24 protein-coding genes are annotated in these 24,512 nt (G+C 63.8%); 14 read left to right on the top strand and 10 right to left on the bottom strand.

All coding sequences use genetic code 11. The annotated features are described in order from the left end of the window. Positions 1–132 precede the first annotated feature (132 nt). The 7 genes from EJ075_RS08120 (at position 133) to pheT (ending at position 6,432) form a co-directional block, all read left to right on the top strand. Positions 133–777, top strand: a complete 645-nt coding sequence (locus tag EJ075_RS08120; RefSeq protein WP_126103981.1) for an isoprenylcysteine carboxylmethyltransferase family protein — start codon at positions 133–135, stop codon at positions 775–777. A gap of 145 nt (positions 778–922) precedes the next feature. Beyond that, positions 923–1,579 (top strand): isoprenylcysteine carboxylmethyltransferase family protein, encoded by a 657-nt coding sequence (locus EJ075_RS08115; RefSeq protein ID WP_095484451.1) that lies wholly within the window; start codon positions 923–925, stop codon positions 1,577–1,579. A 189-nt stretch (positions 1,580–1,768) separates the two neighbouring features. After that, positions 1,769–1,972 (top strand): 50S ribosomal protein L35, encoded by a 204-nt coding sequence (gene rpmI, locus EJ075_RS08110; protein ID WP_006201248.1) that lies wholly within the window; start codon positions 1,769–1,771, stop codon positions 1,970–1,972. A 38-nt stretch (positions 1,973–2,010) separates the two neighbouring features. Beyond that, entirely contained in the window at positions 2,011–2,412 is a 402-nt protein-coding gene (gene rplT, locus EJ075_RS08105) for a 50S ribosomal protein L20 (protein ID WP_006201247.1), read from the top strand. Positions 2,413–2,507: 95 nt separating this feature from the next. Next, positions 2,508–3,593, top strand: a complete 1,086-nt coding sequence (pheS, locus tag EJ075_RS08100; RefSeq protein WP_126103980.1) for a phenylalanine--tRNA ligase subunit alpha — start codon at positions 2,508–2,510, stop codon at positions 3,591–3,593. Beyond that, positions 3,590–4,027 carry a GFA family protein gene (locus EJ075_RS08095; RefSeq protein ID WP_095484449.1) on the top strand — a complete coding sequence of 146 codons (438 nt, stop codon included), beginning with the start codon at positions 3,590–3,592 and terminating at the stop codon, positions 4,025–4,027. Before pheS ends, EJ075_RS08095 begins: the two co-directional genes overlap by 4 nt. Beyond that, a complete protein-coding gene (pheT, locus tag EJ075_RS08090) occupies positions 4,024–6,432 on the top strand; it encodes a phenylalanine--tRNA ligase subunit beta (RefSeq protein WP_126103979.1) in 2,409 nt (802 codons plus the stop codon). The genes EJ075_RS08095 and pheT overlap by 4 nt, the downstream gene beginning before the upstream one ends. A gap of 303 nt (positions 6,433–6,735) precedes the next feature. Here the strand turns inward: pheT and EJ075_RS08080 are convergent, their stop codons facing one another. Continuing rightward, a complete protein-coding gene (locus EJ075_RS08080) occupies positions 6,736–7,731 on the bottom strand; it encodes an aldo/keto reductase (RefSeq protein ID WP_126103978.1) in 996 nt (331 codons plus the stop codon). Between the two features lie 96 nt (positions 7,732–7,827). On the opposite strand from EJ075_RS08080, the gene EJ075_RS08075 reads away from it, so the two are divergent. The 5 genes from EJ075_RS08075 to EJ075_RS08055 all read left to right on the top strand — a co-directional run bounded on the left by EJ075_RS08075 (position 7,828) and on the right by EJ075_RS08055 (position 13,001). Beyond that, on the top strand, positions 7,828–8,718 hold the full coding sequence (locus EJ075_RS08075) for a LysR family transcriptional regulator (protein ID WP_126103977.1): 891 nt from the start codon (positions 7,828–7,830) through the stop codon (positions 8,716–8,718). A 28-nt stretch (positions 8,719–8,746) separates the two neighbouring features. Beyond that, a complete protein-coding gene (locus EJ075_RS08070) occupies positions 8,747–9,325 on the top strand; it encodes a cytochrome b (RefSeq protein ID WP_126103976.1) in 579 nt (192 codons plus the stop codon). Between the two features lie 71 nt (positions 9,326–9,396). Further along, positions 9,397–9,972, top strand: a complete 576-nt coding sequence (locus tag EJ075_RS08065; RefSeq protein ID WP_126103975.1) for a YceI family protein — start codon at positions 9,397–9,399, stop codon at positions 9,970–9,972. A gap of 281 nt (positions 9,973–10,253) precedes the next feature. Continuing rightward, entirely contained in the window at positions 10,254–11,240 is a 987-nt protein-coding gene (locus EJ075_RS08060; RefSeq protein WP_126103974.1) for a Gfo/Idh/MocA family oxidoreductase, read from the top strand. Between the two features lie 102 nt (positions 11,241–11,342). Continuing rightward, on the top strand, positions 11,343–13,001 hold the full coding sequence (locus EJ075_RS08055; protein ID WP_126103973.1) for an FAD-binding dehydrogenase: 1,659 nt from the start codon (positions 11,343–11,345) through the stop codon (positions 12,999–13,001). 5 nt (positions 13,002–13,006) lie between these two features. Here the strand turns inward: EJ075_RS08055 and EJ075_RS08050 are convergent, their stop codons facing one another. The 7 genes from EJ075_RS08050 to EJ075_RS08010 all read right to left on the bottom strand — a co-directional run bounded on the left by EJ075_RS08050 (position 13,007) and on the right by EJ075_RS08010 (position 21,054). Beyond that, complete coding sequence (locus EJ075_RS08050; protein WP_126103972.1) at positions 13,007–13,948, bottom strand: alpha/beta hydrolase; 942 nt, start codon at positions 13,946–13,948, stop codon at positions 13,007–13,009. 222 nt (positions 13,949–14,170) lie between these two features. Beyond that, the gene (locus EJ075_RS08040; RefSeq protein ID WP_126103971.1) at positions 14,171–14,953 is read right to left on the bottom strand and encodes a carnitinyl-CoA dehydratase; all 783 of its coding nucleotides are present in this window, start codon (positions 14,951–14,953) and stop codon (positions 14,171–14,173) included. Further along, the gene (locus tag EJ075_RS08035; RefSeq protein WP_126103970.1) at positions 14,946–17,024 is read right to left on the bottom strand and encodes an acetate--CoA ligase family protein; all 2,079 of its coding nucleotides are present in this window, start codon (positions 17,022–17,024) and stop codon (positions 14,946–14,948) included. The genes EJ075_RS08040 and EJ075_RS08035 overlap by 8 nt, the downstream gene beginning before the upstream one ends. A gap of 200 nt (positions 17,025–17,224) precedes the next feature. Further along, the gene (locus EJ075_RS08025) at positions 17,225–18,388 is read right to left on the bottom strand and encodes an acyl-CoA dehydrogenase (protein ID WP_126103968.1); all 1,164 of its coding nucleotides are present in this window, start codon (positions 18,386–18,388) and stop codon (positions 17,225–17,227) included. Positions 18,389–18,392: 4 nt separating this feature from the next. After that, a complete protein-coding gene (locus EJ075_RS08020; RefSeq protein ID WP_126103967.1) occupies positions 18,393–19,490 on the bottom strand; it encodes a carnitine 3-dehydrogenase in 1,098 nt (365 codons plus the stop codon). After that, positions 19,487–20,116, bottom strand: a complete 630-nt coding sequence (locus tag EJ075_RS08015) for an HD domain-containing protein (RefSeq protein ID WP_126103966.1) — start codon at positions 20,114–20,116, stop codon at positions 19,487–19,489. Before EJ075_RS08015 ends, EJ075_RS08020 begins: the two co-directional genes overlap by 4 nt. Positions 20,117–20,142: 26 nt before the next feature. Next, positions 20,143–21,054 carry a 3-keto-5-aminohexanoate cleavage protein gene (locus EJ075_RS08010; protein WP_126103965.1) on the bottom strand — a complete coding sequence of 304 codons (912 nt, stop codon included), beginning with the start codon at positions 21,052–21,054 and terminating at the stop codon, positions 20,143–20,145. A 126-nt stretch (positions 21,055–21,180) separates the two neighbouring features. On the opposite strand from EJ075_RS08010, the gene EJ075_RS08005 reads away from it, so the two are divergent. After that, the gene (locus EJ075_RS08005; RefSeq protein ID WP_126103964.1) at positions 21,181–22,161 is read left to right on the top strand and encodes a GlxA family transcriptional regulator; all 981 of its coding nucleotides are present in this window, start codon (positions 21,181–21,183) and stop codon (positions 22,159–22,161) included. A gap of 8 nt (positions 22,162–22,169) precedes the next feature. On the opposite strand, the gene EJ075_RS08000 is transcribed toward EJ075_RS08005, so the two are convergent. Next, positions 22,170–22,379 (bottom strand): hypothetical protein, encoded by a 210-nt coding sequence (locus EJ075_RS08000; RefSeq protein ID WP_095484432.1) that lies wholly within the window; start codon positions 22,377–22,379, stop codon positions 22,170–22,172. A 185-nt stretch (positions 22,380–22,564) separates the two neighbouring features. Then, positions 22,565–23,890, bottom strand: coding sequence for a xylose isomerase (gene xylA / locus EJ075_RS07995; RefSeq protein ID WP_095484431.1), 1,326 nt, complete (start codon positions 23,888–23,890; stop codon positions 22,565–22,567). A 113-nt stretch (positions 23,891–24,003) separates the two neighbouring features. On the opposite strand from xylA, the gene EJ075_RS07990 reads away from it, so the two are divergent. After that, positions 24,004–24,366 carry a nuclear transport factor 2 family protein gene (locus EJ075_RS07990; RefSeq protein WP_095484430.1) on the top strand — a complete coding sequence of 121 codons (363 nt, stop codon included), beginning with the start codon at positions 24,004–24,006 and terminating at the stop codon, positions 24,364–24,366. Positions 24,367–24,512 lie beyond the last annotated feature (146 nt).

The raw sequence follows: 24,512 nt of genomic DNA, 5'->3' as shown, positions 1-24,512 counted from the left end.
AAAGCAAAGGCCGCTTCGGCGGCCTTTTGTTTTTGTCTTCGCCATGATTTCTCCGCAAGTTGCCCATGATTTCTCCGCAAGTTGCATCGACAAGGAACCTGGTTGCCGGTCCTCGCGGCAAAGGATTGTTCCATGGCCGCTGCGGCACGTTCTCCGATCGAAAAGTCGTTCGACGAAATGGGCCGCTATCAGCGGCGCCGGCGCATCCTGCTGGCGCTGCTGGTTGGCGTTTTTTGCGCTTTGCTGATCTTCGGCGGCTCCGCGCACGATGAGCTTGGCCACGAACGCATAGAGGGGCAGTACGGCGTCGCCCTGATACTGATCGGGATCGGCGGCCGGCTCTGGTCGATCCTCTATATCGGCGATCGCAAGTCGGCCGAAGTGGTTGCTACCGGCCCATATTCGGTGATGCGCAACCCCTTGTATTTTTTCTCTACCGTAGCGGCCGCCGGCATCGGCGCCCAGACCGGCAGCGTGATCGTCTCGGTGGCGTCGGCGGTTTTGTGCGCGGCCGCGTTCTACATCGTCACGCTGCGCGAGGAACGGCATTTGACCACCGTGCTCGGGGCGCCGTACAAGGACTACATCGCACGGGTGCCGCGGTTTTTTCCCAATCCCCTGCTTTTTCGCGATCAGGCCGAGGTCACCTTCACACCGCGCGTCTTCAATCACACGCTGCGCGATGGCTTGATGTTCCTGGCTTCCATACCGTTTTTCGAACTCATCGAGTCCGGACAGGAAAGCGGTGTAATTCCCGTCCTCTTCTGGCTGTATTGAGCTGCGGATGCCGGCAAAAGAGGCGACATGCATTAAATACGCCTGAATTATCCTGCAAAGGCGTCCCGGCGATCGGCGGGGCGCCTGTTTTCTTAGCCAGACGCTGCGATCGCCGGCAAAGTTCCTCGACGATCGGATTCCCGACATGCTCAATGAAGTTAAATCGGCGCAGGCCGAACAAGTGCAGGCCAGGCGTGCGCTGGGCAGCTACCAGCACGCGCGCAGGATGGTGCTTGCCGTGCTCGTGCTCGTCATGTTCGTGGCGCTGCTGTTCGGCCAATCTGCCTTTCCTCCCGAAAGCGTGCCGCACGAAACGATCGAAATGGTCGGCATCCTGCTGATCTTTCTCGGCATTGTCGGGCGTTTGTGGTCGACGCTCTATATCGGCGGACGCAAATCCTCCGAGGTGGTCACCGGCGGACCCTATTCGATTACCCGCAATCCGCTCTATGTCTTCTCCTCGATGGCTGCCGCCGGCGTCGGCGCGCAGATGGGCTCGATCACCGCGACGGTAGGCTTCGCGGTGATTTGCGCCGCCGCCTTTCATGTCGTCATCCTGCGCGAGGAGAAGTTCCTGAAGGAGGCGCTCGGCACTCCATTCCAGGCCTATGTGGCGCGGGTGCCGCGCTTCTTCCCGAAGCTTTCGCTGTATCAGGAAGGCGACACCGGCAGCTTCAAGCCGCGCCTGCTGCGCACGACGCTGCTGGACGGATTGGTGTTCCTCGTTGCCTTGCCGTTTTTCGAATTGATCGACGGCGCCCAACAGTCGGGCATACTGCCGGTGCTGTTTCGCTTTCCATGAACACTGGGTGTTGGGCGCATTGGTGTGTCGGACTGGGTGTTGCGCGCCGGCCCGCTTTGACGTATAGGACCGCCGTTCCCAAAAACCGCCCGGCAGGGCATGCCGTGGCGGTTTCATTTGCTTTTCGGGCTTTGGTCGGCCTGAAGCGAACAAAAAGCGCGATGATGCGCATATAAACGGAGTAGCAAAATGCCCAAGATGAAGACCAAGTCGGCCGCCAAGAAGCGGTTCAAGATCACAGGTACGGGTAAAGTCCTGTCGGCTGCGGCCGGCAAGCGTCACGGCATGATCAAGCGTTCCAACAAGTTCATTCGAAATGCCCGCGGCACGATGGTTCTGGCTGAACCGGATGGCAAGAAGGTCATCAAGAATTTTCTGCCGAACGGCCTCTAAGGCATTCGGTCTGGACAGCGTTTTAAGGAGATCATGACATGGCACGCGTAAAAAGAGGCGTCACCTCGCACGCCAAGCACAAGAAGGTCCTGAAAGCCGCCAAGGGTTTCTACGGCCGTCGCAAGAACACCATCCGCATCGCCAAGCAGGCGGTGGAAAAGTCGCTGCAGTATGCCTACCGCGACCGCAAGAACCGCAAGCGTTCGTTCCGCGCTCTGTGGATCCAGCGCATCAATGCCGCGACCCACGAGCATGGCCTGACCTATGGCCGCTTCATCGACGGCCTCAACAAGGCCGGCATCGAGATCGACCGCAAGATCCTGTCGGATATGGCCATCCACGAGCCGCAGGCATTTGCCGCACTTGTGGCTAAGGCGAAGGTCGCGCTCGAATACCTCAAGAACACCACGCCGAACGCTTTTGAAAGCGCTGTCGCCTAAGCCAGCGCTTCCCAAGCATTCGCAATTCTGATTTTGGGGAACCCGCGCTGGCACGGCTGGCGCGGGTTTTCTTTGCTTCCAATCGAGTCTGAAACATGAGTGACATGGAAACTCTCGAAAATTCCCTGATGACCGACATTGCGTCGGCCACCGACGAGCAAGCGATCGAAGCCGTGCGTGTTTCAGCGCTCGGCAAGAAGGGCTCGGTCTCAGAAATGCTGAAGACGCTCGGCTCGATGAGCGCAGAAGAGCGCCAGATAAACGGCCCGGCTATCAACGGCCTCAAGAACCGCGTCACCGAGGCGCTTACAGCGCGCCGCGCCGAGCTGAAGGACGTGGCGATCGCAGCCAGGCTCGCGGCGGAAAAGGTCGATGTGACGCTACCGGTGCGGCAATCGCCGGCCGAGCGCGGTCGTATCCATCCGATCAGCCAGGTCAGCGACGAGATCGCCGCGATCTTCGGCGATCTCGGCTTTGCCATCGCAGAAGGTCCCGATATCGAGACCGATTATTACAATTTCACCGCGCTGAATTTCCCGGAAGGCCATCCGGCGCGCGAGATGCACGACACCTTCTTCTTCCAGTCGGACGAGAAGGGCGAGCGCAAGCTGTTGCGCACCCACACCTCGCCGGTGCAGATCCGCACCATCGAGGCGCAGAAGCCGCCGATCCGCATCGTCATTCCCGGAAAAACCTACCGGCAGGATTCCGATGCCACACACTCGCCGATGTTCCATCAGGTCGAGGGTCTGGTGATCGACAAGACAGCCAATGTCGCCAACATGAAATGGGTGCTGGAGGAGTTCTGTAAGGCCTTCTTCGAGGTGCCACAGGTCAAGATGCGCTTCCGGCCGTCCTTCTTCCCGTTCACCGAACCCAGCATGGAGGTCGACATCCAGTGCGACCGTTCGCGGCCGGGCGAGGTGCGCTTCGGTGAAGGCTCCGACTGGATGGAGATCCTCGGTTGCGGCATGGTTCACCCCAATGTGCTGAGATATGGCGGGCTCGATCCCGACGAGTATCAGGGCTTTGCCTGGGGCATGGGCATCGACCGCATCGCCATGCTGAAATACGGCATGCCGGACCTGCGCGCCTTCTTCGACGCCGATGTGCGCTGGCTGTCGCATTACGGCTTCCGGCCGCTCGACATGCCGACGCTATTCGCAGGCTTGAGCGCATGACAGCGGCCCACACCGGCGGCTGCCGCTGCGGCGCCGTGCGGTTCGAGGCTTCGGCCGAACCGCACCATGTCAGCTATTGCCATTGCGGCGATTGCCGGCGGGCCAGTGGCGCGCCGGTGTCGGCCTTCGTCGGGTTCCTGACTGAGCAGGTCGCCTTTACGGGCAAGGCGCTGAAGATGTTCGAGAACGGGTCGGTGACGCGCTCCTTTTGCGGTGTCTGCGGCTCGCCGATCGCCTATGTCGACGAGCGGCTGGCCGACCACATCTATTTTATGCTCGGCGCCATGGACATGCCGGCCTATTTCAAGCCGATGCACCACGCCCATGTACGCGAGCAGCTTCCCTTCGTGCACATGCCGGACGACTTGCCGCGCCATCTGAAGACCAGCGTGCCCAGGCCTGACGGGCAAAGACCAGACGGAACACAGTCATGAAATTCACTCTCTCCTGGCTCAAGGACCACCTCGAGACCGACGCCTCGCTGGCCGAAATCGTCGAGCGGCTGACCTCGATCGGCCTCGAAGTCGAGCATGTCGACGACAAGGCGAGCCTGAAACCCTTCGTCATCGCCAAGGTGCTGACGGCGGTGCAGCATCCCGACGCCGACCGGCTGCGCGTGCTGACCGTCGACACCGGCGACGGCAGGCCGCCGGTGCAGGTTGTCTGTGGAGCGCCGAACGCCCGCGCGGGCCTGATCGGCGCCTTTGCAGCGCCTGGCACCTATGTTCCCGGCATCGACGTGACGCTGACGGTCGGCAAGATCCGCGGCGTCGAAAGCCACGGCATGATGTGCTCCGAGCGCGAGCTCGAGCTTTCTGACGAGCATGACGGCATCATCGACCTGCCCGAAGATGCGCCGGTCGGCACCAGCTTCGCCGCCTATGCCCATCTCGACGATCCGCTGATCGAGATCAATTTGACGCCGAACCGGCCGGATGCGACCAGCGTCTATGGCATCGCCCGCGATCTGGCGGCGAGCGGGCTCGGCCAACTTAAGAGCGCGCCGGTCGAGGCGATCCCCGGCAAGGGCGAGACGCCGGTCAAGGTGACGATCGAAGCGCCGGAGCTGTGCCCCGGTTTTGCGCTGCGCCTGGTGCGCGGCGTGAAGAACGGCCCGTCGCCGAAATGGCTGCAGCAAAGGCTGATCGCCATTGGTCTGCGGCCGATCAGCGCGCTGGTCGACATCACCAATTATGTCACCTTCGACCGCGGCCGGCCCTTGCATGTGTTCGACGCGAACAAGGTCGCCGGCAACCTGGTCGTGCGCCGAGCGCGCGACGGCGAAAAGGTGCTGGCGCTCGACGGCCGCGAATACACGCTGACGCCTGATATGTGCGTGATAGCAGACCAGGACGGCGTCGAGTCGATCGCCGGCATAATGGGCGGCGAGCATTCCGGCTGCGACGAGAACACCACTGACGTGCTGATCGAATCGGCACTTTGGGACCCGATCACCACCGCCCGCACCGGCAGGACGCTCGGCATCATCAGCGACGCGCGCTACCGCTTCGAGCGCGGCGTCGACCCTGAATTCATGGTGCCCGGCGTGGAGCTGGCGACCAGACTGGTGCTGGATTTCTTGGGCGGCACGCCGACCGAAACCGAAGTCGTCGGCTATGCCGGCCATGTCGAGAAGATCGTTTCCTTCCCGCTGTCGGAAGTGAAGCGGCTGACCGGCATCGAGGTGCCGAGGGACGAGAGCCTCGGCATCCTGAACCGCCTCGGCTTCAAGCCGGAAGGCGCGGGCGATGTCGTCAATGTGGCGGTCCCGTCCTGGCGGCCGGATGTCGACGGCAAGGCCGACCTGGTCGAAGAGGTCATGCGCATCCATGGCGTCGACAATATCGCGCCGCAGCCGCTCGGCGCCCATGATGCCGTCAACGCCAAGATCCTGACCGTGCTGCAGATCCGCACCCGGGCGGCCAAGCGGGCGCTGGCGGTGCGCGGCATGATGGAGGCCGTCACCTGGTCGTTCATTCCGGCAAAACATGCCGAACTGTTCGGTGGCGGCCAGACCGCGCTGAAGCTCGCCAATCCGATCGCCGCCGACATGTCGGACATGCGGCCGTCGCTGCTGCCGGGCCTGATCGCCGCCGCCCAGCGCAATGCCGACAAGGGCATCGGCGATGTCGCGCTGTTCGAAGTGTCGGGCACCTATGAAGGGGACGGCGCCGACCAGCAGCGACGCGTCGCTGCCGGTGTGCGGCGCGGCACGGCCAAGCTCGACGGCTCCGGCCGCAATTGGGCCGGCAATTCGGGTCCGGTCGGTGTGTTCGACGCCAAGGCCGACGCGATCGCCGCGCTCGAAGCCTGCGGCGCGCCGGTCGAGCGGCTGCAGATCGAGGCCGGCGGGCCGGCCTGGTATCATCCCGGCCGTTCCGGCACGATCAGGCTCGGGCCTAAAGTCATTTTGGGGACATTCGGCGAATTCCATCCGAAGACGCTGGAGGGGCTGGATGTCTCCGGCCCGCTTTGCGGCTTCGAGGTTTTCGTCGACGCCGTGCCCGAGCCGAAGGCTAAGCCGACGCGGACAAAGCCGAAGCTGGAACTGTCCGCCTTCCAGGCGGTCAAGCGCGATTTCGCCTTTGTCGTCGACAAAGCGGTCCAAGCCGCCACGCTGACCCGCGCCGCCCTTGCCGCCGACAAGAAGCTGATCACCAATGTCTCGGTCTTCGACGTGTTCGAAGGGGCGTCGCTGGGTGCTGCCAAGAAATCGATCGCCATCGAGGTGTCGATCCAGCCGGTGGAGAAGACGCTGACCGACGAGGATTTCGAGGCGCTGGCCAAGCGCATCGTTGAGAATGTGCACAAGCAGACCGGTGGCGTGCTGCGAGCATAAATTTGGAAACAAGAAGGGGCGCCGCGCCGGCTTTTGCCTTCTCCCCTTGTGGGAGAAGGTGGATTGGCGCGCAGCGCCAAGACGGATGAGGGGTGTTGGACGGAGTGCGGCGGTGCCAAGCTGGAGCACCCCTCATCCGTCGCCTTCGGCGACACCTTCTCCCACAAGGGGAGAAGGGAGAGCCGCGCGAGGCTGGACGGCGGCGAGACAAGCGGCTCGCCCCGGATGAGGGGGGCGAACTCAAGCCTGAAGCGATTGCCCTAGCCGAAACCGCCTCCTTTGAATTTTCATCCAGCCCGCCGTTTATCCGTTGACCAGCGCCAGCGCCGCTTCGGTGTAGCGCTTGCCGACCACCTTTTCCGGCGAAAGGGCGTCGCCGATGGCCGCCACCTCGGCTTGGCTCAGCGCAATCTGTGCCGCCGCGGCGTTCTGCTCCAAATGGCGGATTTTTCGCGCGCCGGGGATCGGCACGATGAAATCGCCCTGGTGCAGCACCCAGGCGAGCGCCAGTTGCGCCGATGTCACGCCCTTCTCCGCCGCCATTGTCTCCAGCGTGGCGATAACAGCCGCATTGGCGGCCATGGCGTCGGCCTGGAAACGCGGCAGGGTGAGGCGCCAATCGCCGGCGCCGAGAGCCTCTGGCTTGGCGATCGTGCCGGTCAGCAGGCCGCGGCCGAGCGGGCTGTAGGGAACGAAGCCGATGCCGAGCTCGCGGCAGACGGCAAACACCTCTTCTTCCGGATCGCGGCTCCACAGCGAGTATTCGCTCTGCACGGCTGATATCGGATGCACGGCATGCGCCCGGCGAATGGTCGCCGCACTCGCCTCCGACAGGCCGAGCGCGCGCACCTTGCCCTCGCGCACCAGCTCGGCCATGGCGCCGACCGTATCCTCGATCGGCACGTTGGGATCGACACGATGCTGGTAGTAGAGATCGATCACCTCGACGCCCAGCCGCTGGAGCGAGGCTTCGGCGACCGCCTTGACGTGTTCGGGACGGCTGTCGACGCCGGCCATGCGCTCGACGCCGTTGCCTTCCTCAAGAATCTTGAAGCCGAATTTTGTCGCGATCGTCACCTGACCGCGCACCGGCTTCAACGCCTTGCCGAGCAGGATCTCGTTCTCGTAAGGCCCATACACCTCGGCCGTGTCGAAGAAATTGACGCCGATCTCGACGGCGCGGCGTAGCGTCGCGATCGCGTCGGCCTTCGGCTGGCCGCCATAGCCGAAGCTCATCCCCATGCAGCCGAGGCCGACCGGATAGACGTCAAGTTCATTTCCAAGCTTGCGGGTTTGCATCACGCGTCTCCTTGTTGTGATGCGGCGGAGATAGCGCCTTGCAGCGCGTTCGATAATCGGCTCTCTTTCGCACGGGCTGTTCTAAAGAATAGAGCAATGAACCGAACTCACCTCTTACAGCTTGTAGTGCTGGCAACCGTTGCCCAGTGCGGCAGTTTTCGCGGCGCGGCCAAGGAACTCGCCATTGCGCCCTCCGCAGTCAGCCATGCGGTTTCCAGCCTGGAAGCGCGTCTCGGCGTGCGGCTCCTGGCGCGCAGCACGCGTAGCGTCGCCCCGACCGAGGAAGGCGCCCAGCTGCTCGAGCGGCTGAGGCCGGCATTGTCCGAAATCGACCTCGCCCTGGAAGCGGCGGTCGAGGCGCGCGACCGGCCGGCCGGCAATCTCAGGCTGACCGTGCCGCGCACCGCGGCCCATCTGGCGCTGACGCCGCGGCTCGGCGCCTTTGCATCGGCCTACCCGGACGTCGTGCTGGAGATCGTCATCGAGGATCGCTTCACCGATGTGGTCGAAGGCGGCTTCGACGCCGGCGTACGGCTCGGTGAGAGCCTGCAGCGCGACATGATCGCGGTGCGCATCGGGCCAAACCTTCGCGGCGCCGTCGTCGGCGCGCCATCCTATTTCGCGACCATGCCCAGACCGCGCCATCCGCACGATCTCGTAGGTCATCGTTGCCTCCGTTTCCGTTTCTCCAGCGGCATCCTCTACCGCTGGGAGTTCGAGAAGGACGGCGAGGCGATCGAGATGGCGGTGCAGGGGCCACTGATCCTCGATGAGGATCATTTGGTCGCCAATGCGGCAGTCGACGGTGCCGGCCTTGCCTTCCTGTTCGAGGACTATGTCCGCGAGGCGTTGGCCACCGGCCGACTCATTCGCGTGCTGGAGGACTGGTGCCCGTCCTTCGACGGTTTTTTCGTCTACTATCCGAGCCGCCGCCAGATGCGGCCGGCGCTCAGGGCCTTTGTCGATTTCTTCAAGATAGCCGGATGAAAGCCGGGCTCGCCGGCGTTCACTTCCCATGCCCGCATTGATCACAAACGACACCACCCGCTATGGCTGGGCGGCGATCGTCCTCCATTGGCTGATCGCCGCGATCTTCATCGGCCAGTTCGTGCTCGGCTTCGTCATGATGCGGGTGTTCAGCCAGCGCACCGCCTTCGAGCTGATCCAGCTGCACAAATCTTTCGGTTTCTTGCTGCTCGGCTTGGTGATCCTGCGCATTGCCTGGCGGCTCGGCAATGCGGTGCCGGCGCTGCCACGCTCAGTCGGACGCTTCGAGCGCCGGGCGGCGGCGCTCGTTCATTTCGCGCTCTACGCGTTTCAGCTTGCGCTGCCTCTGTCCGGCTGGGCGCTGGTATCAGTGTCGATGCTGGAGATACCGAGCGTGCCGTTCAACCTGTTCGTCATGCCGGACCTGCCACTCGTGGAATCGGACACGGCGGAAAGCTTCTGGATCTCAACGCATTGGTATCTTGCTTATGCTGGCATCGGACTTGTCGCCCTGCATATCGCCGCGGCGCTGCGCCATCATTTCTGGCTGAAGGACGCGGTGCTGACGCGCATGATCACGCCTTCTTCAAATCACGATGCGGAATAGAGCTGGCGGCTCATTCGTTGATGGGGCGAGGACGCGGAAAAAGCGTTGCCTGCAAGAAAAGGACTAATCCCATGTATGCGCGCATCCTCGGACTCGCGGTGGTCGCCACCTGCCTTGCCATGCCTGTTTTCGCTGCGGTCGCGCTTGGTGATGCCGCCGGCAGCTACACGATCAGCCCGGCCGCTTCCAGCATCCGTTTCTCCGTCGGCAAGGCCGGCGGCGGCGGGCTCGCCGGCGCCTTCGCCCGCTTCAAGGGCAACATCCGCATCGACAACAGCGATGTCGGGCGCTCCCAGGTCAATATCACCATTTTTCCCGAAAGCGTCGGCACCGGCCAGAGCCGCATCGACGCCTTCCTTCGCTCCGACGCGGTGTTCGACGCCGCCAACAACCCGGAAATCCAGTTCCGCTCGACCAGCGTGAAACGCATCGGCGACACGTCAGCTCTCGTCACCGGCCGGCTGACGGCACGCGGCAAGACCTTTCCGGAAAAGTTCACGGCCGAACTCGGCGGCCTCAAGTCGGGCACGATCAGATTCCATGTCACCGGCAAGGTGCTGCGCTCGCGCTACGGCATGGACGTCGGCACGCCGATCTATTCGAACGTCGTCCACTTCGACATGACACTGACCGGCAAGCGGAGCTAGCTTCACTTTCGCGATTGGCAGAGACACCTCTCGCATCGTCATCCTGGGGCGGAGCAAGGAGCGAAGCGACGCGGCGCAGACCCCAGGATCCATGCCGGGACATCAAAGCGTTGCAACGGTTCAGAATTCTGTTTCGTCGCATTCCTCGGCGATGTCGCGGCATGGATCCTCGGGTCAAGCCCGAGGATGACGAAAGTGCGGATCGACGAGCCAGTGTCTGATTGGCTTTTCTCCTGAATTAGGGCAAACCTCCAGTCCTGCAATCGAGAGGGAGAAGCCTGATGTTCCGATGGGGTGTTTTGTCGACGGCCAAGATCGGCCGCGAGCATCTTTTGCCCGCAATGGTCGAGGCGGAGAACGGCGTGCTGTCCGCCATCGCCAGCCGTGACCTGTCGAAGGCCCGCGCCCTGGCCGATCGTTTCGGCGCGCCCCATGCTTTCGGTTCCTATGACGAGCTGCTCGCATCCAAGGAGGTCGACGGCGTCTACATTCCGCTGCCGACCGCGCAGCATGTCGAATGGACTGCGAAGGCCATTCAAGCCGGCAAGCATGTTCTGGTCGAAAAGCCGCTGGCGCTCGATGCCAGGGACATTCCGCCGCTGATCAAGCTGCGCGATGCCAATAACGTGCTGGTCTGCGAAGCCTTCATGGTCGTCTACCACCCGCAATGGATCAAGGTGCGCGAGCTGATCGCCAACGGCGCCATCGGCCGGCTGCGCCATGTCCAGGGCGCGTTCTCCTACTACAATGTCGATCCCGCCAACATGCGCAACCAGCTCGACCTCGGCGGCGGCGCGCTGCCCGACATCGGTGTCTATCCGACAGTGTCGACGCGCTTTTCGACGGGCAAGGAGCCGCTGCGCGTCCAGGCGACGATCGAGCGCGACAAGACGTTCGGCACCGACATCTACTCCTCGATCCGCGCTGATTTCGGCGACTTCGAACTGTCGTTCTACCTGTCGACGCAGATGGCGGCGCGGCAGGTGATGGTGTTCCACGGCGAGAAGGGCTTCATCGAGGTGCTTTCGCCATTCAACGCCGGTATCTACGATCATCATCGCATTGAGCTGCACAACCAGAAACACAGCGAGGCGCAAGTGTTCCGCTTCCCCGGCATGCAGCAGTACCGGCTGGAGGTCGAGGCCTTCGCGCGGGCGGCACAGGGCGGCACGGACCGCGTCTTCACGCTGGAAGAATCGGTGCTCAACCAGAAGGTCATCGACGCCATCTTCCGCGCCGGCGAGAAGGAAGGCTGGGAGACGGTCTGACAACTAAGCAGGTTCCGCAAAAGTGTCCCCACGGTTTTGCGACAAGAACCTGCGACAAACCAAAGAATCAAAGCCGGAGAGGAGAGCCCCGGGGAGGAGAGAATGGCTGACGATGCCGATGTGATCATTGTCGGCGCCGGCCTTGCCGGCCTCGTCGCCGCGGCCGAGCTGGCCGAAGCCGGCAAGAAGACCATCATCGTCGACCAGGAGCCGGAACAGTCGCTCGGCGGCCAGGCGTTCTGGTCGCTTGGCGGCATCTTCCTCGTCGATTCGCCCGAGCAGCGGCGCATGCGCATCCGCGATTCGCATGATCTGGCGCTCGAGGATTGGCTGGGCACCGCCGCCTTCGACCGCGCGGAAGATCTCTGGCCGCGACGCTGGGCCGGGGCCTATGTCGGCTTTGCCGCCGGCGAAAAGCGCTCCTGGCTCATGCAGCGCGGCATAAAGTTCTTTCCCGTGGTCGGCTGGGCGGAGCGCGGCGGCGGCAACGCCGTCGGCCATGGCAATTCCGTGCCCCGCTTCCACGTCACCTGGGGCACCGGGCCCGGCGTGCTCGAGCCGTTCGTTCAGCGCGTGCGCGAGGCCGAGAAGAGCGGGCTGGTCCGCTTCAGATTCCGCCACCGGGTCAACGAACTGACACGGACGGGCGGCGTCGTCGACGGCGTGCGCGGCGACATGTTGGCGCCGAGCGACGTCGAGCGCGGCCGCAAGAGTTCGCGCGAAATCGCTGGCGATTTCGAACTCAAGGCGCAAGCGGTCATCGTCGCTTCCGGCGGCATCGGCGCCAATCCTGAGCTTGTCCGGAAAAACTGGCCGCAGCGGCTGGGCACGCCGCCCAGGCGTATGATCTCCGGCGTTCCCGATCATGTCGACGGTCGCATGCTGGCCATCACCGAGGCGGCCGGCGGCAGCATCATCAATCGCGACCGCATGTGGCACTACGTCGAAGGCATCAGGAACTGGGCGCCGCTCTGGACCGACCATGCCATCCGCATCCTGCCCGGCCCGTCATCGCTGTGGCTCGACGCCCGCGGCAAGCGCCTGCCGGTGCCGCTCTATCCCGGCTTCGACACGCTGGGCACGCTCAGCCACATCATGGGCACCGGCTTCGACTATTCCTGGTTCATCCTGACCCAAAAAATCATCCAGAAGGAGTTCGCGCTCTCGGGCTCCGAGCAGAACCCCGATCTCACCGGAAAAAGCTGGCGCCAGGTGCTCGGCCGCGCAACATCAGGCGTTCCCGGTCCGGTGAAGGCATTCATGGAGAAGGGCGAGGATTTCATCGTCGAGCCTGATTTGCCGGCGCTGGTCGCCCGCATGAACGCGCTTGTCGGTGGCGAGCCGCTGCTTGAGCTTCGCCAGGTCGAGCGCGAAATCCGCGCCCGTGACCGGCAGCTCGACAATCCGTTCTCCAAGGACATGCAGATCACCGCCCTGCGCGGCGCTCGCGCCTATCTCGGCGACCGGCTGATCCGCACGGCCAGGCCGCACAAGATGCTAGATCCTGCCAATGGCCCGCTGATCGCGGTCAGGCTCAACATATTGACCCGCAAGACGCTGGGCGGCTTGCAGACCGATCTCGGCAGCCGAGTGCTGGATGCCGAGGGCCAGCCGATCGAAGGGCTCTATGCCGTCGGCGAAGCCGCCGGTTTCGGCGGCGGCGGCATGCATGGCTATGCAGCGCTGGAAGGCACGTTTCTCGGTGGCTGCATTTTTTCCGGCCGCAGCGCCGGCCGCGCCGCGTCACGCGGGGTGGGGTAGAGCCCTCACCAGATCCATTCGCCGCGTCCCAGAACCGACACAGCGTCGACGATGCGGGTGAAGCTCGAACGGGCGTGGCCGACCGTATGCCTGGCTCTGAGATAGCCATGCACCAGCCCCGGCTCCTCCAACCAGTAGGCGTGGCCGTCCGCCGCAACGATGCGGTCGCGATAGGCCTCTCCGTCTGACGACAGCGGATCGCATTGCGCGGTGATCAGCACGGTCGGCGGCAGATTGGCAAAATCGGCATCGGCCAGCGGCGACAGAGTGAGATCGCCGGTGCGGTCCTCGCCGCCAGTCCTGATATTCGTGTAGAAATCGAGGTCGCGCACCGTCAGCAACGGCGCTTCGGCATGGGCCACGTAGGACCCTTGCGAGCGGTCGCCGCCAAGACCGGGATAGATCAGCACCTGGCCGATCGGCCTTCGCGCATGGCCGCGTGTTGCGTGGCTGACGGAGGCGCAGAGATTGCCGCCGGCGCTGTCGCCGCAAAGCAGGATCGCGCGCTTGTAAGTTGTCGCCGCCCATTCGAAGGCGCTGATGGCATCGTCGAAGGCAGCCGGATGAAGATGTTCCGGCGCTAGCCGATAGTCGACCGAAACCACTTCATAGCCGGTGCGGCTGCAAAGCTCGGCGCAGACGTCGTCATGGCTGTCGAGTCCGCCGAGGATAAAGCCGCCGCCATGGAAATAGAGCACCATCGCCGCCGCTTCCGGCGCCGGTGTGCGATAGACGCGGATCGGGATGGGATGAGAGGGCGTGGCAATGGCGGTGGTCTCCGCCGTCACGCCTTGGGGATAGCCGGCAGAGAACTCACGGCACATGCGGTCGTAGATTTCGCGCTGCTGATCGATCGTATAGTCGATCGTATCAGGCGGATAGTAGGAATTGGTCCATTCGATGAAGGCCCAAGTCTCGGCGTCGATGAGGGTTTTGTAGTCGGTCATGAGAGGAGACCAACCTGCGACGACGGCGCCCAGGCACCCCCCTCTGCCCTGCCGGGCATCTCCCCCTCAAGGGGGGAGATTGGCAGCTTCGGGCTCGGCGCTTTCCCTGCGACATAGAAGATTGGCGAAAGCCTTCGCGACATCCGATCTCCCCCCTTGAGGGGGAGATGCCCGGCAGGGCAGAGGGCGGTGGGCCGGATCGCCATCATCTCCGCGATACCTTCACTTCCCCTTCCACACCGGGTCGCGCTTTTCGGCAAAGGCGCGAAAGCCCTCGAGATTGTCCTCCGAGCCGTACAGTGCGTCAACTGTCGGCAACTGGCGGCGCGTCACCCGGTTCATAGCGTCCTGGAAGGTGAGCGCCTCGGCCACCCGCGCCGTCTCCTTGATCGCGGCAAAGACCAGCGGCGGGCCGCCGGCCAGCAGTCGTGCGATCTCCCAGACGCGGTCCTCGAGCCTGTCCCTGGGCAGCACCTCATTGACCAGGCCCCAGCGATGCGCCTCTGCGACATCCATCCAGCGGCCGGTGAGCAAAAGATCCATGGCGACATGATAGGGGATGCGCTTCGGCAGCTTGATCGTCGCCGCATCGGCAAGCGTGCCGGCGCGGATCTCGGGCAGCGCGAAGGAGGAATGATCGGACGCGTAGATGAGGTCGCAGGACAGCGCCAGCTCGAAGCCGCCGCCGACCGCCATGCCGTTGACGCAGGCGATGACCGGCTTGTTGAGGTCGCGCAACTCCTGCAGCCCGCCGAACCCGCCGACGCCATAGTCGCCGTCGACCGCATCGCCGCCGGCCGCAGCCTTCAGGTCCCAGCCGGCGCAGAAGAACTTGTCGCCGGCAGTCCTGACGATGGCGACCCGCAGATCCGGATCATCGCGGAACGCCTTGAACGTCTCGCCCATCAGCCGCGAGGTCTTCAGATCGATGGCATTGGCCTTGGGCCGGTCGAGCGTGACTTCGAGGATCGTGCCCTCGCGGCGCGTTGAAATGACGTCAGACATACTTTTTCTCTCCAAGCACCAGCAGCGCGTCGGCGATCCAGGCGCCTTTGCCGTGCGCGCAGACAATCAGCGGATTGATGTCGAGTTCCTCGATCTCGCCGGCATTTTCCTGCACGAAGGCGGCGATGCCTGATATTGCATCGATGGCCGCCGCGACATCGGCCTTCGGCCGACCGCGATAGCCTTCGAGCAGCGGGAACAATTTGAGCCCGCGCAGGGCCGCCTCGATGTCGTCGCGTGTCGCCGGCAGCATCAGCGTGACGCTGTCGCGCAACAGCTCGACCAGCACGCCACCGGTGCCGAGCGTCATCACCGCGCCGAACATCGGGTCGCGGGTGAAGCCGACGAGCAGCTCGGCGACGCCGTCGCGCACCATGCGCTCGACATAGAGGCCGGTGCCGAGCGGATCGAGATCATGGGCGGCGGTGCTGACGGATTCGGCATCCCTGAGGTTGAGCCGCACCGCGCCAAGCTCGGATTTGTGGGTGACGCCCAATGCCTTCAGCGCTACCGGAAAGCCGAGCGCCATCGACGAGATCACCGCCTCGACGGCGTTGCCGGCGCGTTCGCCCCTGGGCACGGGAAGCCCGGCCTCGATCAGCCGTGCTTTCGCCTCGGCCTCATCAGGTGTGACATGGTCGCCACTCGGTGCACCGGAAGCGGAGGTGTCGATCGGCTGCGCCTGCGGCTCGCGCCAGGCCCAGCCGATAAAGGCTGCCGCCTGGGCGGCGTCCATGGCCTCGGAAATGCCGAACAACGGCACCATGCCGCGCGCCATCAGTCCGGCGGTGTATTCCTCGGGCAGGTTCTCCGGCAGCGACGACACGATCGCGCCCTGCGCCTTGTTGGTCTTCAGCGCCGATTCGAAGGCACGCAGCGTCGCCCACCAGTCAGTGTCGGAGCAGCGGTCGGGGCGCGGAAAGTCGAGCACCAGCATGTTGAGGTCGAAGCCGCCCGACACCATGGCGGTGAAGGTGGCGGTCATCGCCGGCTCGTTGTTCCAGATGAAGGTGTGGTAGTCGAGCGGGTTGGCCACTGCAACCAGCGGCCCGAGCGTCGATTTGACGTGGGCGCGGTGCGTGTCGGTCAGAACAGGGAAATTCACCCAGCGGCCTTCGGCGCTGTCGGCCATGACGGAGGCCTCGCCGCCCGAACAGCTCATCGACGACAGCCGGTAGCCGGGCAGGGGTCCGGTGACGTGCAGCAGCTTCAGCGCCTCGATGAAGGCGGGGATGGAGTCGACGCGGGCGATGCCGAGCCGCTTCAGGAAGGCGCCCGAGGCCGCATCCGAGCCGGCCAGCGATGCCGTGTGCGAGACGGTCGCTTGCCGCGCCTGCTCGGAGCGGCCGACCTTCATGGCAATGATCGGCTTTCTCAACTCACGCGCCCGCGCGGCCAGCCTTTCGAAGCCGGCTACCGAATCGAAGGCCTCGATATGCAGGCCGAGCGAGGTGACGCGGTCGTCCTCGATCAGGCCGAGCGCCATTTCGGAAAGGCCGGTCTGCGCCTGGTTGCCGGCGGTCATCAGAAACGCGATCGGCAGGCCGCGCTTCTGCATCGTCATGTTGATGGCGATGTTCGACGATTGGGTGATGATGGCGACGCCGCGGCCACCCTCGACCAGCCTGATGCCGCCATGCTGGTCGGGCCATAAAAGCGCGCCGTCGGCATAATTGATCAGGCCGTAGCAGTTCGGCCCGATGATCGGCATCTGGCCGGCCGCTGCGACCAGTTCGGCCTGCAGCCGCTCGCCGTCCTCGTCATAGGCCTCGGTCTCGAGAAAGCCGGCGGCAAAGCAGACGGCGCCGCCGGCACCGCGCTCGGCCAGCGCCTTGACCACCTCGATGGTCAAATGCCGGTTGACGCCGACAAAGGCAGCGTCCGGCGCGCCGGGCAAGTCGGCCACCGAGCGATAGGCTTTGCGCCCGGCGACCTCATCCTTGGTCGGGTGCACCGGCCATATCTCGCCGGCAAAGCCCATCTTGATCGATTGCGCGACGACGGCAGCCGCCTGCGCGCCGCCGAACACGGCAATTGTTCGCGGGCGCAAAAGGCGCTCAAGTTTGTGCATGAACACCCCCCTCTGCCCTGCCGGGCATCTCCCCCGCAAGGGGGGAGATTGGCAGCTTCCCCAGCCGCGCCACGTTTGCAACGGTAGCTACTGGCGAAGTCAGAGATCGTAGCGAATCTCCCCCCTTGCGGGGGAGATGCCAAGTTTTGGCAAAGAGGGCAGGACAGAGGGGGGTGGGAAGGAATGCGAACATTGCGCTTTCAGCCCCCAACCGCTCGCAGCAGCGCCCGCGAGATAATGTGGCGCTGGATTTCCGATGTGCCTTCCCAGATGCGCTCGACGCGGGCGTCGCGCCAGATGCGCTCCAGCGGCAGGTCGTCCATCAGGCCCATGCCGCCATGGATCTGGATTGCCTCATCGGCAACGAAGGCAAGCATTTCGGTGGCCTTCAGCTTGGCCATGGCCATGTCCTGGTCAGTGACGGTGCCTTGATCGTACTTCCAGCCGGCTTCGAACACCATCAGGTCGGCGGCCTTCAACTCGGTCGCCATGTCCGCGAGTTTGAACGACACGCCCTGGAACTTGCCGATCGGCTGGCCGAACTGCTGGCGCTGCGCGGCATATTCGATGGCGTGGCCAAGCGCCCGCTCGGCACGGCCGAGGCAGGTGGCGCCGACCTGCAGGCGGGTCGCGCCAAGCCAGGAATTGGCGACGTCGAAACCCTTATGGACTTCGCCGAGCACTTGGGCTCCGGGCAACCGGCAATCGTCGAATTCGAGTATGGCGTTGGTGTAGCCGCGATGCGAAACGTTGCGGTAGCCGTCACGCACCGTAAAACCCTTGGTGCCCTTGTCGACGAAGAAAGCGGTGATCTTCTTGCGTTTTCCACGCGAAGTTTCTTCCTCTCCCGAGGCCATGAAGACAATGGCGAAGTCGGCAAGATCGGCATGGCTGATGAAATGCTTGGTGCCGTTCAGCACCCAGTCGTCGCCGTCCTGGACGGCGGTCGCCTTCATGCCGCGCAGGTCGGAGCCGGCACCCGGCTCGGTCATCGCCAGGCAGTCCCATTTCTCGCCGCGAATGCAGGGATAAAGGTATTTCTCGCGCTGCTCTGGCGTGCCGGCCAAGAGGATGTTGGAGGGCCGCGCCACGCAGGTCCAATGCAGCGCGTAATTGGCGCGGCCGAGCTCCTTTTCGTAGAGCAGCCAGGTCACCGTATCGAGGCCGGCGCCGCCGACATCCGCCGGCATGTTGGCGGCATAGAGCCCGGCTTCGATCGCCTTGGCCTTGATCTCCTCGATCAGCTCGCGGCGCAGCACGCCGGTGCGCTCGACCTCGCGCTCATGCGGGTAGAGCTCGTTCTCGACGAAGGCGCGCGTCGTCTCGACGATGAGTTTCTGTTCTTCCGAAAGACCAAAATCCATGGTCTCAGCCCTTCTTCTTTTTCTTCGGCTTTTCAGCTTTGGCCTTCACCGGCTTGGTTGCCTTGGCCTTATCGGCTGCCTTGGAAGAGGCGGGCTTCTTCGCCGCAAGCTTGGCGAGCTGCTTGGTATAGTCCTTGTGCAAAGCGCCGGCGCCCCAGCCCTTGCCTTTGTTCTGCTTCGACAACGCCTCCATGATCGCGACCAGATTGTCGTCGCGGATCTTTTCAAGCTCGCGGATCGACAGGCCATGCGCCTGATCGTCCGACTGGGTGGCGATCAGGTCGACCAGTTCGTCGTTGAACTCCGGCACATCCATCAGCTTGGTCCACGGCCATTTCAGGCATGGCCCGAACTGCGCCATGAAGTGGCGCATGCCGGCCTCGCCGCCGGCGACGCGATAGACCTGGAACATGCCCATCTGCGCCCAGCGCAGGCCGAAGCCATAGCGCATGATGTCGTCGAGTTCCTCGACCGTGCAGATGCCATCCTTGATCAGCCATAGTGCCTCGCGCCATGCCGCCTCCAGCAGGCGGTCGCCGACGAACGCCTCGATCTCCTTGCGGATGACCACCGGCTTCATGCCGATCGAGGCATACATCTCCTTGGCGACCTCTATCGCCTCGGGAAAGGTCTGTTGGCCGCCGACGATCTCGACCAGCGGCAAGAGATAGACCGGGTTGAACGGATGGCCGACGACCAGCCGCTCCGGATGCTTCTTCATCGCCACCTGCATGTCGGTCGGCTTGATGCCGGAGGTCGACGAACCGACAATGGCGTTGGCCGGCGCATAAAGGTCGATCTCGGCCAGCACGCGGTGCTTCAGGTCGAGCCGTTCCGGCACGCTTTCCTGGATGAAATCGGCATCGGCGACGGCATCGGCGATGGTCTTGGCAAAGGTCAGTTTTCCTTCCTTGGGCAGGCCACCGGGCAGCATCTGCTTGTAGGCGCGGCGCGCACCTTTCATCACCTCGCCGACCTTGCGCGAAGCTTCCGGGTCGGGATCGAAGATCGACACGTCGATGCCATTCAAGAGCAGCCGCGCCACCCAACCGGCGCCGATGACGCCGCCGCCGATGGCGGCCGCCTTGTTGATGATGCTCATGCGGAGGCTCCGGTTCTGGTCCTGGCTACTTTGGAATCGGTGAGGGGCACGCGCTGGCCGGCGCGGATCACGGTGGGGTCATAGGCCTTGCGCGCAAACACTTCGAGCACGAAGGGCCGGAAGAAGTCGATCGGTAGCGTCTCGTAGCCGGGGTCGAAGCTCGACTGGTCCCAGCGCTCGCAGAACTCATCGCAGTCGTCGAAATAATGATGATCGGCGAAGCGGTCGCGCGCATGCGGATTGCCGCCAAGGTGGTGCGCGTAATAGAGACGCTGGAAGTCGCCGTGCTTTTCCACCACCCAGGTGCACTGCTCGCGCACGAACGGCTTCAGGATCGAAGCCGCATATTCGTCGTGATTGTAGGGTGCGTAGATGTCGCCGATGTCGTGCAGCAGCGCGCAGGCGATCCAGTCGGTGTCGGCGCCGTCGCGCCAGGCACGCGTCGCCGCTTGCAGCGAATGGCCAAGCCGGGTGATCTTGTAGCCGGACAGCCCCTCGTCGAGCTGGACAAGTGCATCCAGCAGCCGGTCGCCGGTCTTCGCCGCATAGTCGATCTCGTGCTCGGTGAGGAAGGCGTAATCCTCGCGGTCGCCGTCCTTCATGGCGGTGAATTTCACGGTCTTCATCGGCGGCTCCTCCCTACCGATTCCCTTCAAAGCGGCGCGCGCTTCGTCAGGTTGAGCTTCTTGCGCACCTCATCCGGGCCGATGACCCTCGCGCCCATGTTCGACACGATGCTGACCGCCCGCTCGACCAGCTGAGCGTTGGTGGCCAGCACGCCCTTGTCGAGCCAGAGATTGTCCTCGAGCCCGACGCGGACATTGCCGCCGGCCAGCACCGCGGCGGCGGCATAGGCCATCTGGTTGCGGCCGATGGAAAAGGCCGACCAGGTCCAGCTCGACGGCACGTTGTTGACCATGGCCATGAAGGTGTTGAGGTCGTCAGGTGCCCCCCATGGCACCCCCATGCACAATTGCACGAGCGCATCCGGATCCAGCACTTTTTCCTCGACCAATTGCTTGGCGAACCACAGATGGCCGGTGTCGAAGGCCTCGATCTCCGGCTTGACGCCGAGCGCCGTCATCATGCCGCCCATGGCGCGCAGCATGCCGGGCGTGTTGGTCATCACGTAGTCGGCCTCGGCGAAATTCATGGTGCCGCAGTCGAGCGTGCAGATTTCCGGCAGGCATTGGCGGACATGTTCCACGCGGCTGGTGGCGCCGCCCATATCGGTGGCTTTTTCGTTCAGCGGCAGCGGGTTTTCCGGCGAGCCGAACACCATGTCACCGCCCATTCCGGCGGTCAGGTTCAGCACCACGTCGACGTCTGCCGCGCGGATGCGCTCGGTCACTTCGCGGTAGAGATGCACGTCACGCCTAGGCTTGCCGGTTTCGGGATCACGCACATGGCAGTGCACGATCGCCGCACCCGCCTTTGCCGCATCGATGGCCGAATCGGCGATCTGCTTGGGCGAACGCGGCACATGCGGGCTGCGGTCCTGCGAGCTGCCGGACCCGGTCACGGCACAGGTAATGAAAACCTCACGGTTCATCGCAAGCGGCATGGACTTTTCTCCCAATCAGCACAGACGGTTCCGATCAAACATGGCCCAATCAAACATGGGCCCAATCGAGCAGATGGCAACAATGCCTGACTTGCTGGAAACTGTTTTGCGTTTTACGAAGGCCATATGATAAAAAGCGAAAAGCCATCGATCTTTCGCGCCGAGCGCGCGCCGCTCAAGGTGACGTTGCTGGTGTTTTCCGGCTCGTCGATCATGTGCGTTGCATCGGCCGTCGATCCGCTGCGTGCCGCCAACCGTATTGCCGGCGAGACGCTGTTCGATTTCAGGCTGGTTTCGGTGACCGGCGAAGCGCCGCTCACCACATGCGGCCTGCCGGTTGCGGTCAGCGGCCGCTTCGATGCAGCGGACACAACCGATATGCTTGTTGTGGTCGCCGGCTTCGGCACGCAGAACTATGCCACATCGGCCCTGCTTGCCGGCCTGCGCCGCGCGGCCCGCGCTGCGCGCGCCTGCGGCGGTGTCGAGGCCGGCACCTGGCTGGTTGCCCGCGCGGGCTTGCTGGAAGGGCGCAGCGCCACCACCCATTGGGAGGACATGGAGGATTTCTCGGCGGCTTTTCCAGGCGTCGATGTGCGCCCCGACCGCTATGTCATCGACGGGCCGGTCTTCACCTCCGGCGGCGCTTCGCCGACCTTCGATCTGATGCTGCATCTGATCCGCACGCGGCTCGGCATGGCTGTCGCGCTCGATGTGGCAAGTGTCTTCATCTACGACCAGGCGCGGGCGGCGACCGATGCGCAGCCGCTGGTCTCGCTCGGCCGCCTAGACGGCTACGATCCGCGACTGGCGCAAGCCATCCGGCTGATGGAAACCCATGTCGACCAGCCTTTGACCATTGCCGCGGTGGCAAAGCGCGCCGGGGTGACGGCGCGAACGCTGGAAAGCATTTTTCGCAAATCGATCGGCGAGACGCCGGGTGCCTATTATCTCCGGCTGCGGCTGGGCGCCGCGCGCCGGCTGGTGGTCGACACGCGCGTGGCCATGGCCGATATTGCCGGGCGGACAGGGTTCTCGTCCGCCGCGGCATTTTCCAGGGCGTTTTCAAGAGCTTTCGGCGAAGCGCCGGTCAGGCTGCGTCAGAGATAGTGTGGGGATTAGGCAGCGTCCTGGCGGTCGCTGTTGCCGTCGATCTGCGAGCGCATCTGTCTCGCAAGGTGGGTCTCGAAGCGGCTGGCGACCGCGCGATCCCATTCGTTTGCACTGCGCGCACCATGCTTCGGATGCGGCAGCGCCATCAGCCGGTCGATGATCGATCCGGCCTCGCCAGATGAGAGCAGGGCGTCGATTTCGCGTTCGTGCTGCATATCGTTTCGCCTCCTTCTTTCTGTTCCCGCCACGAACCACACTATACGAGATTCGTGACGGCTGTTTGAAGGCAAGAGCGAGGCGATTGAGGGGCGTGCGAGGCAAAACCTTGTCGCCGGTTCCGCCCTCGCGCAAAGCTGTTCCGGGCCGGCGGGTCGGTTAGGAGACCCGCCGGCGCGACACCTCAGACGTAGCGGTTGACGATATTCTCGAGCAGTTCCTGGCGGCCGGATTTGGGCTGCGGCTCGATCTTCTTCTTGACGACGCGCTCGGCGATCTCCTCCAGCGTCCGCTTGCCGGCAAGCATCGCCTTGGCCTCGGCAGAGTTCCAGCCGGCATAGCGCTCGGCCAGCGGACCCGACAGCGCCTTGTCCTCGACCATCTTGGCGGCAGCCTTGAGGCCGCGTGCGCAAGCGTCCATGCCGCCGATATGGGCGATCAGCAGATCCTGCGGATCGAGCGACTGGCGCCGCAGCTTGGCGTCGAAATTGGTGCCGCCGGTCTTGAAGCCACCCGCCAACAGGACCTGGTAATAGGCCAGCGCCATCTCCGGCACATTATTGGGGAACTGGTCGGTGTCCCAGCCCGACTGGTAGTCGTTGCGGTTCATGTCGATCGAGCCGAAGATGCCGAGCGCATTGGCCAGCGCCAGCTCATGCTCGAAGGAATGGCCGGCCAGGATCGCATGTCCCTGCTCGATGTTGACCTTGACTTCCTTCTCCAGTCCGAAGCGTTTCAAGAAGCCATAGACCGTGGCGACATCATAATCGTACTGGTGTTTTGTCGGCTCTTGCGGCTTCGGCTCGATCAGAATGGTGCCCTTGAAGCCGATGCGGTGCTTGTAGTCGACGACCAGGTTGAGGAAGCGGCCTGCCTGTTCCTGCTCGCGGGCAAGGTCAGTGTTGAGCAGCGTCTCATAGCCTTCGCGGCCGCCCCACAGCACATAGTTCTCGCCCTTCAGCCGCTTGGTGACGTCGATGCAGTGCTTTACCGTCGCTGCCGCATAGGCAAAGACATCCGGGTCGGGATTGGTGGCGGCCCCCGACATGAAGCGGCGGTTGGAGAACAGGTTGGCCGTGCCCCAAAGCAGCTTGACGCCGGTCTGCTTCATCTTGCCGGCGAAGTAATCGGCGATCTCGTCGAGGCGCGCGGCACTCTCGGAAAAGTCCCTGCCTTCCGGCCGCACATCGGCATCGTGGAAGCAGAAATAGGGTGCGCCGAGCAGCGAAAACATCTCGAAGGCGACATCGGCCTTGAGCTTGGCCAACTCCATCGTGTCGGTGCCGCCGGCCTTGGCGAACCATGGCCGGTCAAAAGTCTGGCCGCCGAACGGATCGCCGCCCGGCCAGGCGAACGAATGCCAGTAGGCGACGGCAAAGCGCAGATGGTCCTCCAGCCGCTTGCCGGCGACCACCTCGTCTGGGTTGTAGAAGCGGTAGGCCAGCGGATTGGTCGAATCCGGTCCTTCGTATTTGATCGTCTTGATGTCGCCGAAAAAGCCGCTGGTCATGTTTGTCTGTCCTCTCGCATGGTTCTGTCCTGATTACCTCAGGCGTAATTGGTTTCGCGCTGGCGCTGGGTGAAAAGGGTCGTGTCAAAGCCACTCAACAACGGAGACAGACCATGACCGACCTCAACACGATCGCCGAAAACTACATCACCGCCTGGAACGAGAGTGATGCGGCTCGCCGGCAAGCCTTGCTCAAGGCGACCTTCACCGAGGACGTCAGCTACCGCGACCCGATCATGCAGGGCGACGGCCATGACGGCGTCGCCGCACTGATCGACGGCGTGCAGCAGCGCTTTGCCGGCTTCCGCTTCTCGCTTAAGGGTAAGCCGGACGGGTTTGGCGACACGATCCGCTTTTCGTGGAATCTCGGGCCGGAAGGCACTGATTCCGTCATCGAAGGCACCGACATCGGCGTCATCGAGAATGGCCGCCTGAAAAGCGTCACCGGCTTTCTCGACAAGGTTCCGGCGCAGTGAAGACTTCTGGGTAAGGCGGGCGCCAAGCACCCCCCTCTGGCCTGCCGGCCATCTCCCCCTCAAGGGGGGAGATTGGCTGTCTTTTCTGCTTTCGCCAATCTCCAGCGAAACAAGGTTGGCACCAGCGCTGGAACTGCCGATCTCCC

It is taken from the genome of Mesorhizobium sp. M6A.T.Cr.TU.016.01.1.1 (assembly GCF_003952585.1).
GTDB classification, from domain to species: Bacteria; Pseudomonadota; Alphaproteobacteria; order Rhizobiales; family Rhizobiaceae; genus Mesorhizobium; species Mesorhizobium mediterraneum.
The sequence above is the reverse complement of the archived record's forward strand: the minus strand, read 5'-3'. Positions and strand labels throughout refer to the sequence as shown.

Excerpts from the sequence above, each read along its gene's own strand:
- EJ075_RS08120 (WP_126103981.1), top strand. The coding sequence starts at position 133 with ATGGCCGCTGCGGCACGTTCTCCGATCGAAAAGTCGTTCGACGAAATG.
- EJ075_RS08115 (WP_095484451.1), top strand. The coding sequence starts at position 923 with ATGCTCAATGAAGTTAAATCGGCGCAGGCCGAACAAGTGCAGGCCAGG.
- rpmI (WP_006201248.1), top strand. The coding sequence starts at position 1,769 with ATGCCCAAGATGAAGACCAAGTCGGCCGCCAAGAAGCGGTTCAAGATC.
- rplT (WP_006201247.1), top strand. The coding sequence starts at position 2,011 with ATGGCACGCGTAAAAAGAGGCGTCACCTCGCACGCCAAGCACAAGAAG.
- pheS (WP_126103980.1), top strand. The coding sequence starts at position 2,508 with ATGAGTGACATGGAAACTCTCGAAAATTCCCTGATGACCGACATTGCG.
- EJ075_RS08095 (WP_095484449.1), top strand. The coding sequence starts at position 3,590 with ATGACAGCGGCCCACACCGGCGGCTGCCGCTGCGGCGCCGTGCGGTTC.
- pheT (WP_126103979.1), top strand. The coding sequence starts at position 4,024 with ATGAAATTCACTCTCTCCTGGCTCAAGGACCACCTCGAGACCGACGCC.
- EJ075_RS08080 (WP_126103978.1), bottom strand. The coding sequence starts at position 7,731 with ATGCAAACCCGCAAGCTTGGAAATGAACTTGACGTCTATCCGGTCGGC.
- EJ075_RS08075 (WP_126103977.1), top strand. The coding sequence starts at position 7,828 with ATGAACCGAACTCACCTCTTACAGCTTGTAGTGCTGGCAACCGTTGCC.
- EJ075_RS08070 (WP_126103976.1), top strand. The coding sequence starts at position 8,747 with ATGCCCGCATTGATCACAAACGACACCACCCGCTATGGCTGGGCGGCG.
- EJ075_RS08065 (WP_126103975.1), top strand. The coding sequence starts at position 9,397 with ATGTATGCGCGCATCCTCGGACTCGCGGTGGTCGCCACCTGCCTTGCC.
- EJ075_RS08060 (WP_126103974.1), top strand. The coding sequence starts at position 10,254 with ATGTTCCGATGGGGTGTTTTGTCGACGGCCAAGATCGGCCGCGAGCAT.
- EJ075_RS08055 (WP_126103973.1), top strand. The coding sequence starts at position 11,343 with ATGGCTGACGATGCCGATGTGATCATTGTCGGCGCCGGCCTTGCCGGC.
- EJ075_RS08050 (WP_126103972.1), bottom strand. The coding sequence starts at position 13,948 with ATGACCGACTACAAAACCCTCATCGACGCCGAGACTTGGGCCTTCATC.
- EJ075_RS08040 (WP_126103971.1), bottom strand. The coding sequence starts at position 14,953 with ATGTCTGACGTCATTTCAACGCGCCGCGAGGGCACGATCCTCGAAGTC.
- EJ075_RS08035 (WP_126103970.1), bottom strand. The coding sequence starts at position 17,024 with ATGCACAAACTTGAGCGCCTTTTGCGCCCGCGAACAATTGCCGTGTTC.
- EJ075_RS08025 (WP_126103968.1), bottom strand. The coding sequence starts at position 18,388 with ATGGATTTTGGTCTTTCGGAAGAACAGAAACTCATCGTCGAGACGACG.
- EJ075_RS08020 (WP_126103967.1), bottom strand. The coding sequence starts at position 19,490 with ATGAGCATCATCAACAAGGCGGCCGCCATCGGCGGCGGCGTCATCGGC.
- EJ075_RS08015 (WP_126103966.1), bottom strand. The coding sequence starts at position 20,116 with ATGAAGACCGTGAAATTCACCGCCATGAAGGACGGCGACCGCGAGGAT.
- EJ075_RS08010 (WP_126103965.1), bottom strand. The coding sequence starts at position 21,054 with ATGCCGCTTGCGATGAACCGTGAGGTTTTCATTACCTGTGCCGTGACC.
- EJ075_RS08005 (WP_126103964.1), top strand. The coding sequence starts at position 21,181 with ATGATAAAAAGCGAAAAGCCATCGATCTTTCGCGCCGAGCGCGCGCCG.
- EJ075_RS08000 (WP_095484432.1), bottom strand. The coding sequence starts at position 22,379 with ATGCAGCACGAACGCGAAATCGACGCCCTGCTCTCATCTGGCGAGGCC.
- xylA (WP_095484431.1), bottom strand. The coding sequence starts at position 23,890 with ATGACCAGCGGCTTTTTCGGCGACATCAAGACGATCAAATACGAAGGA.
- EJ075_RS07990 (WP_095484430.1), top strand. The coding sequence starts at position 24,004 with ATGACCGACCTCAACACGATCGCCGAAAACTACATCACCGCCTGGAAC.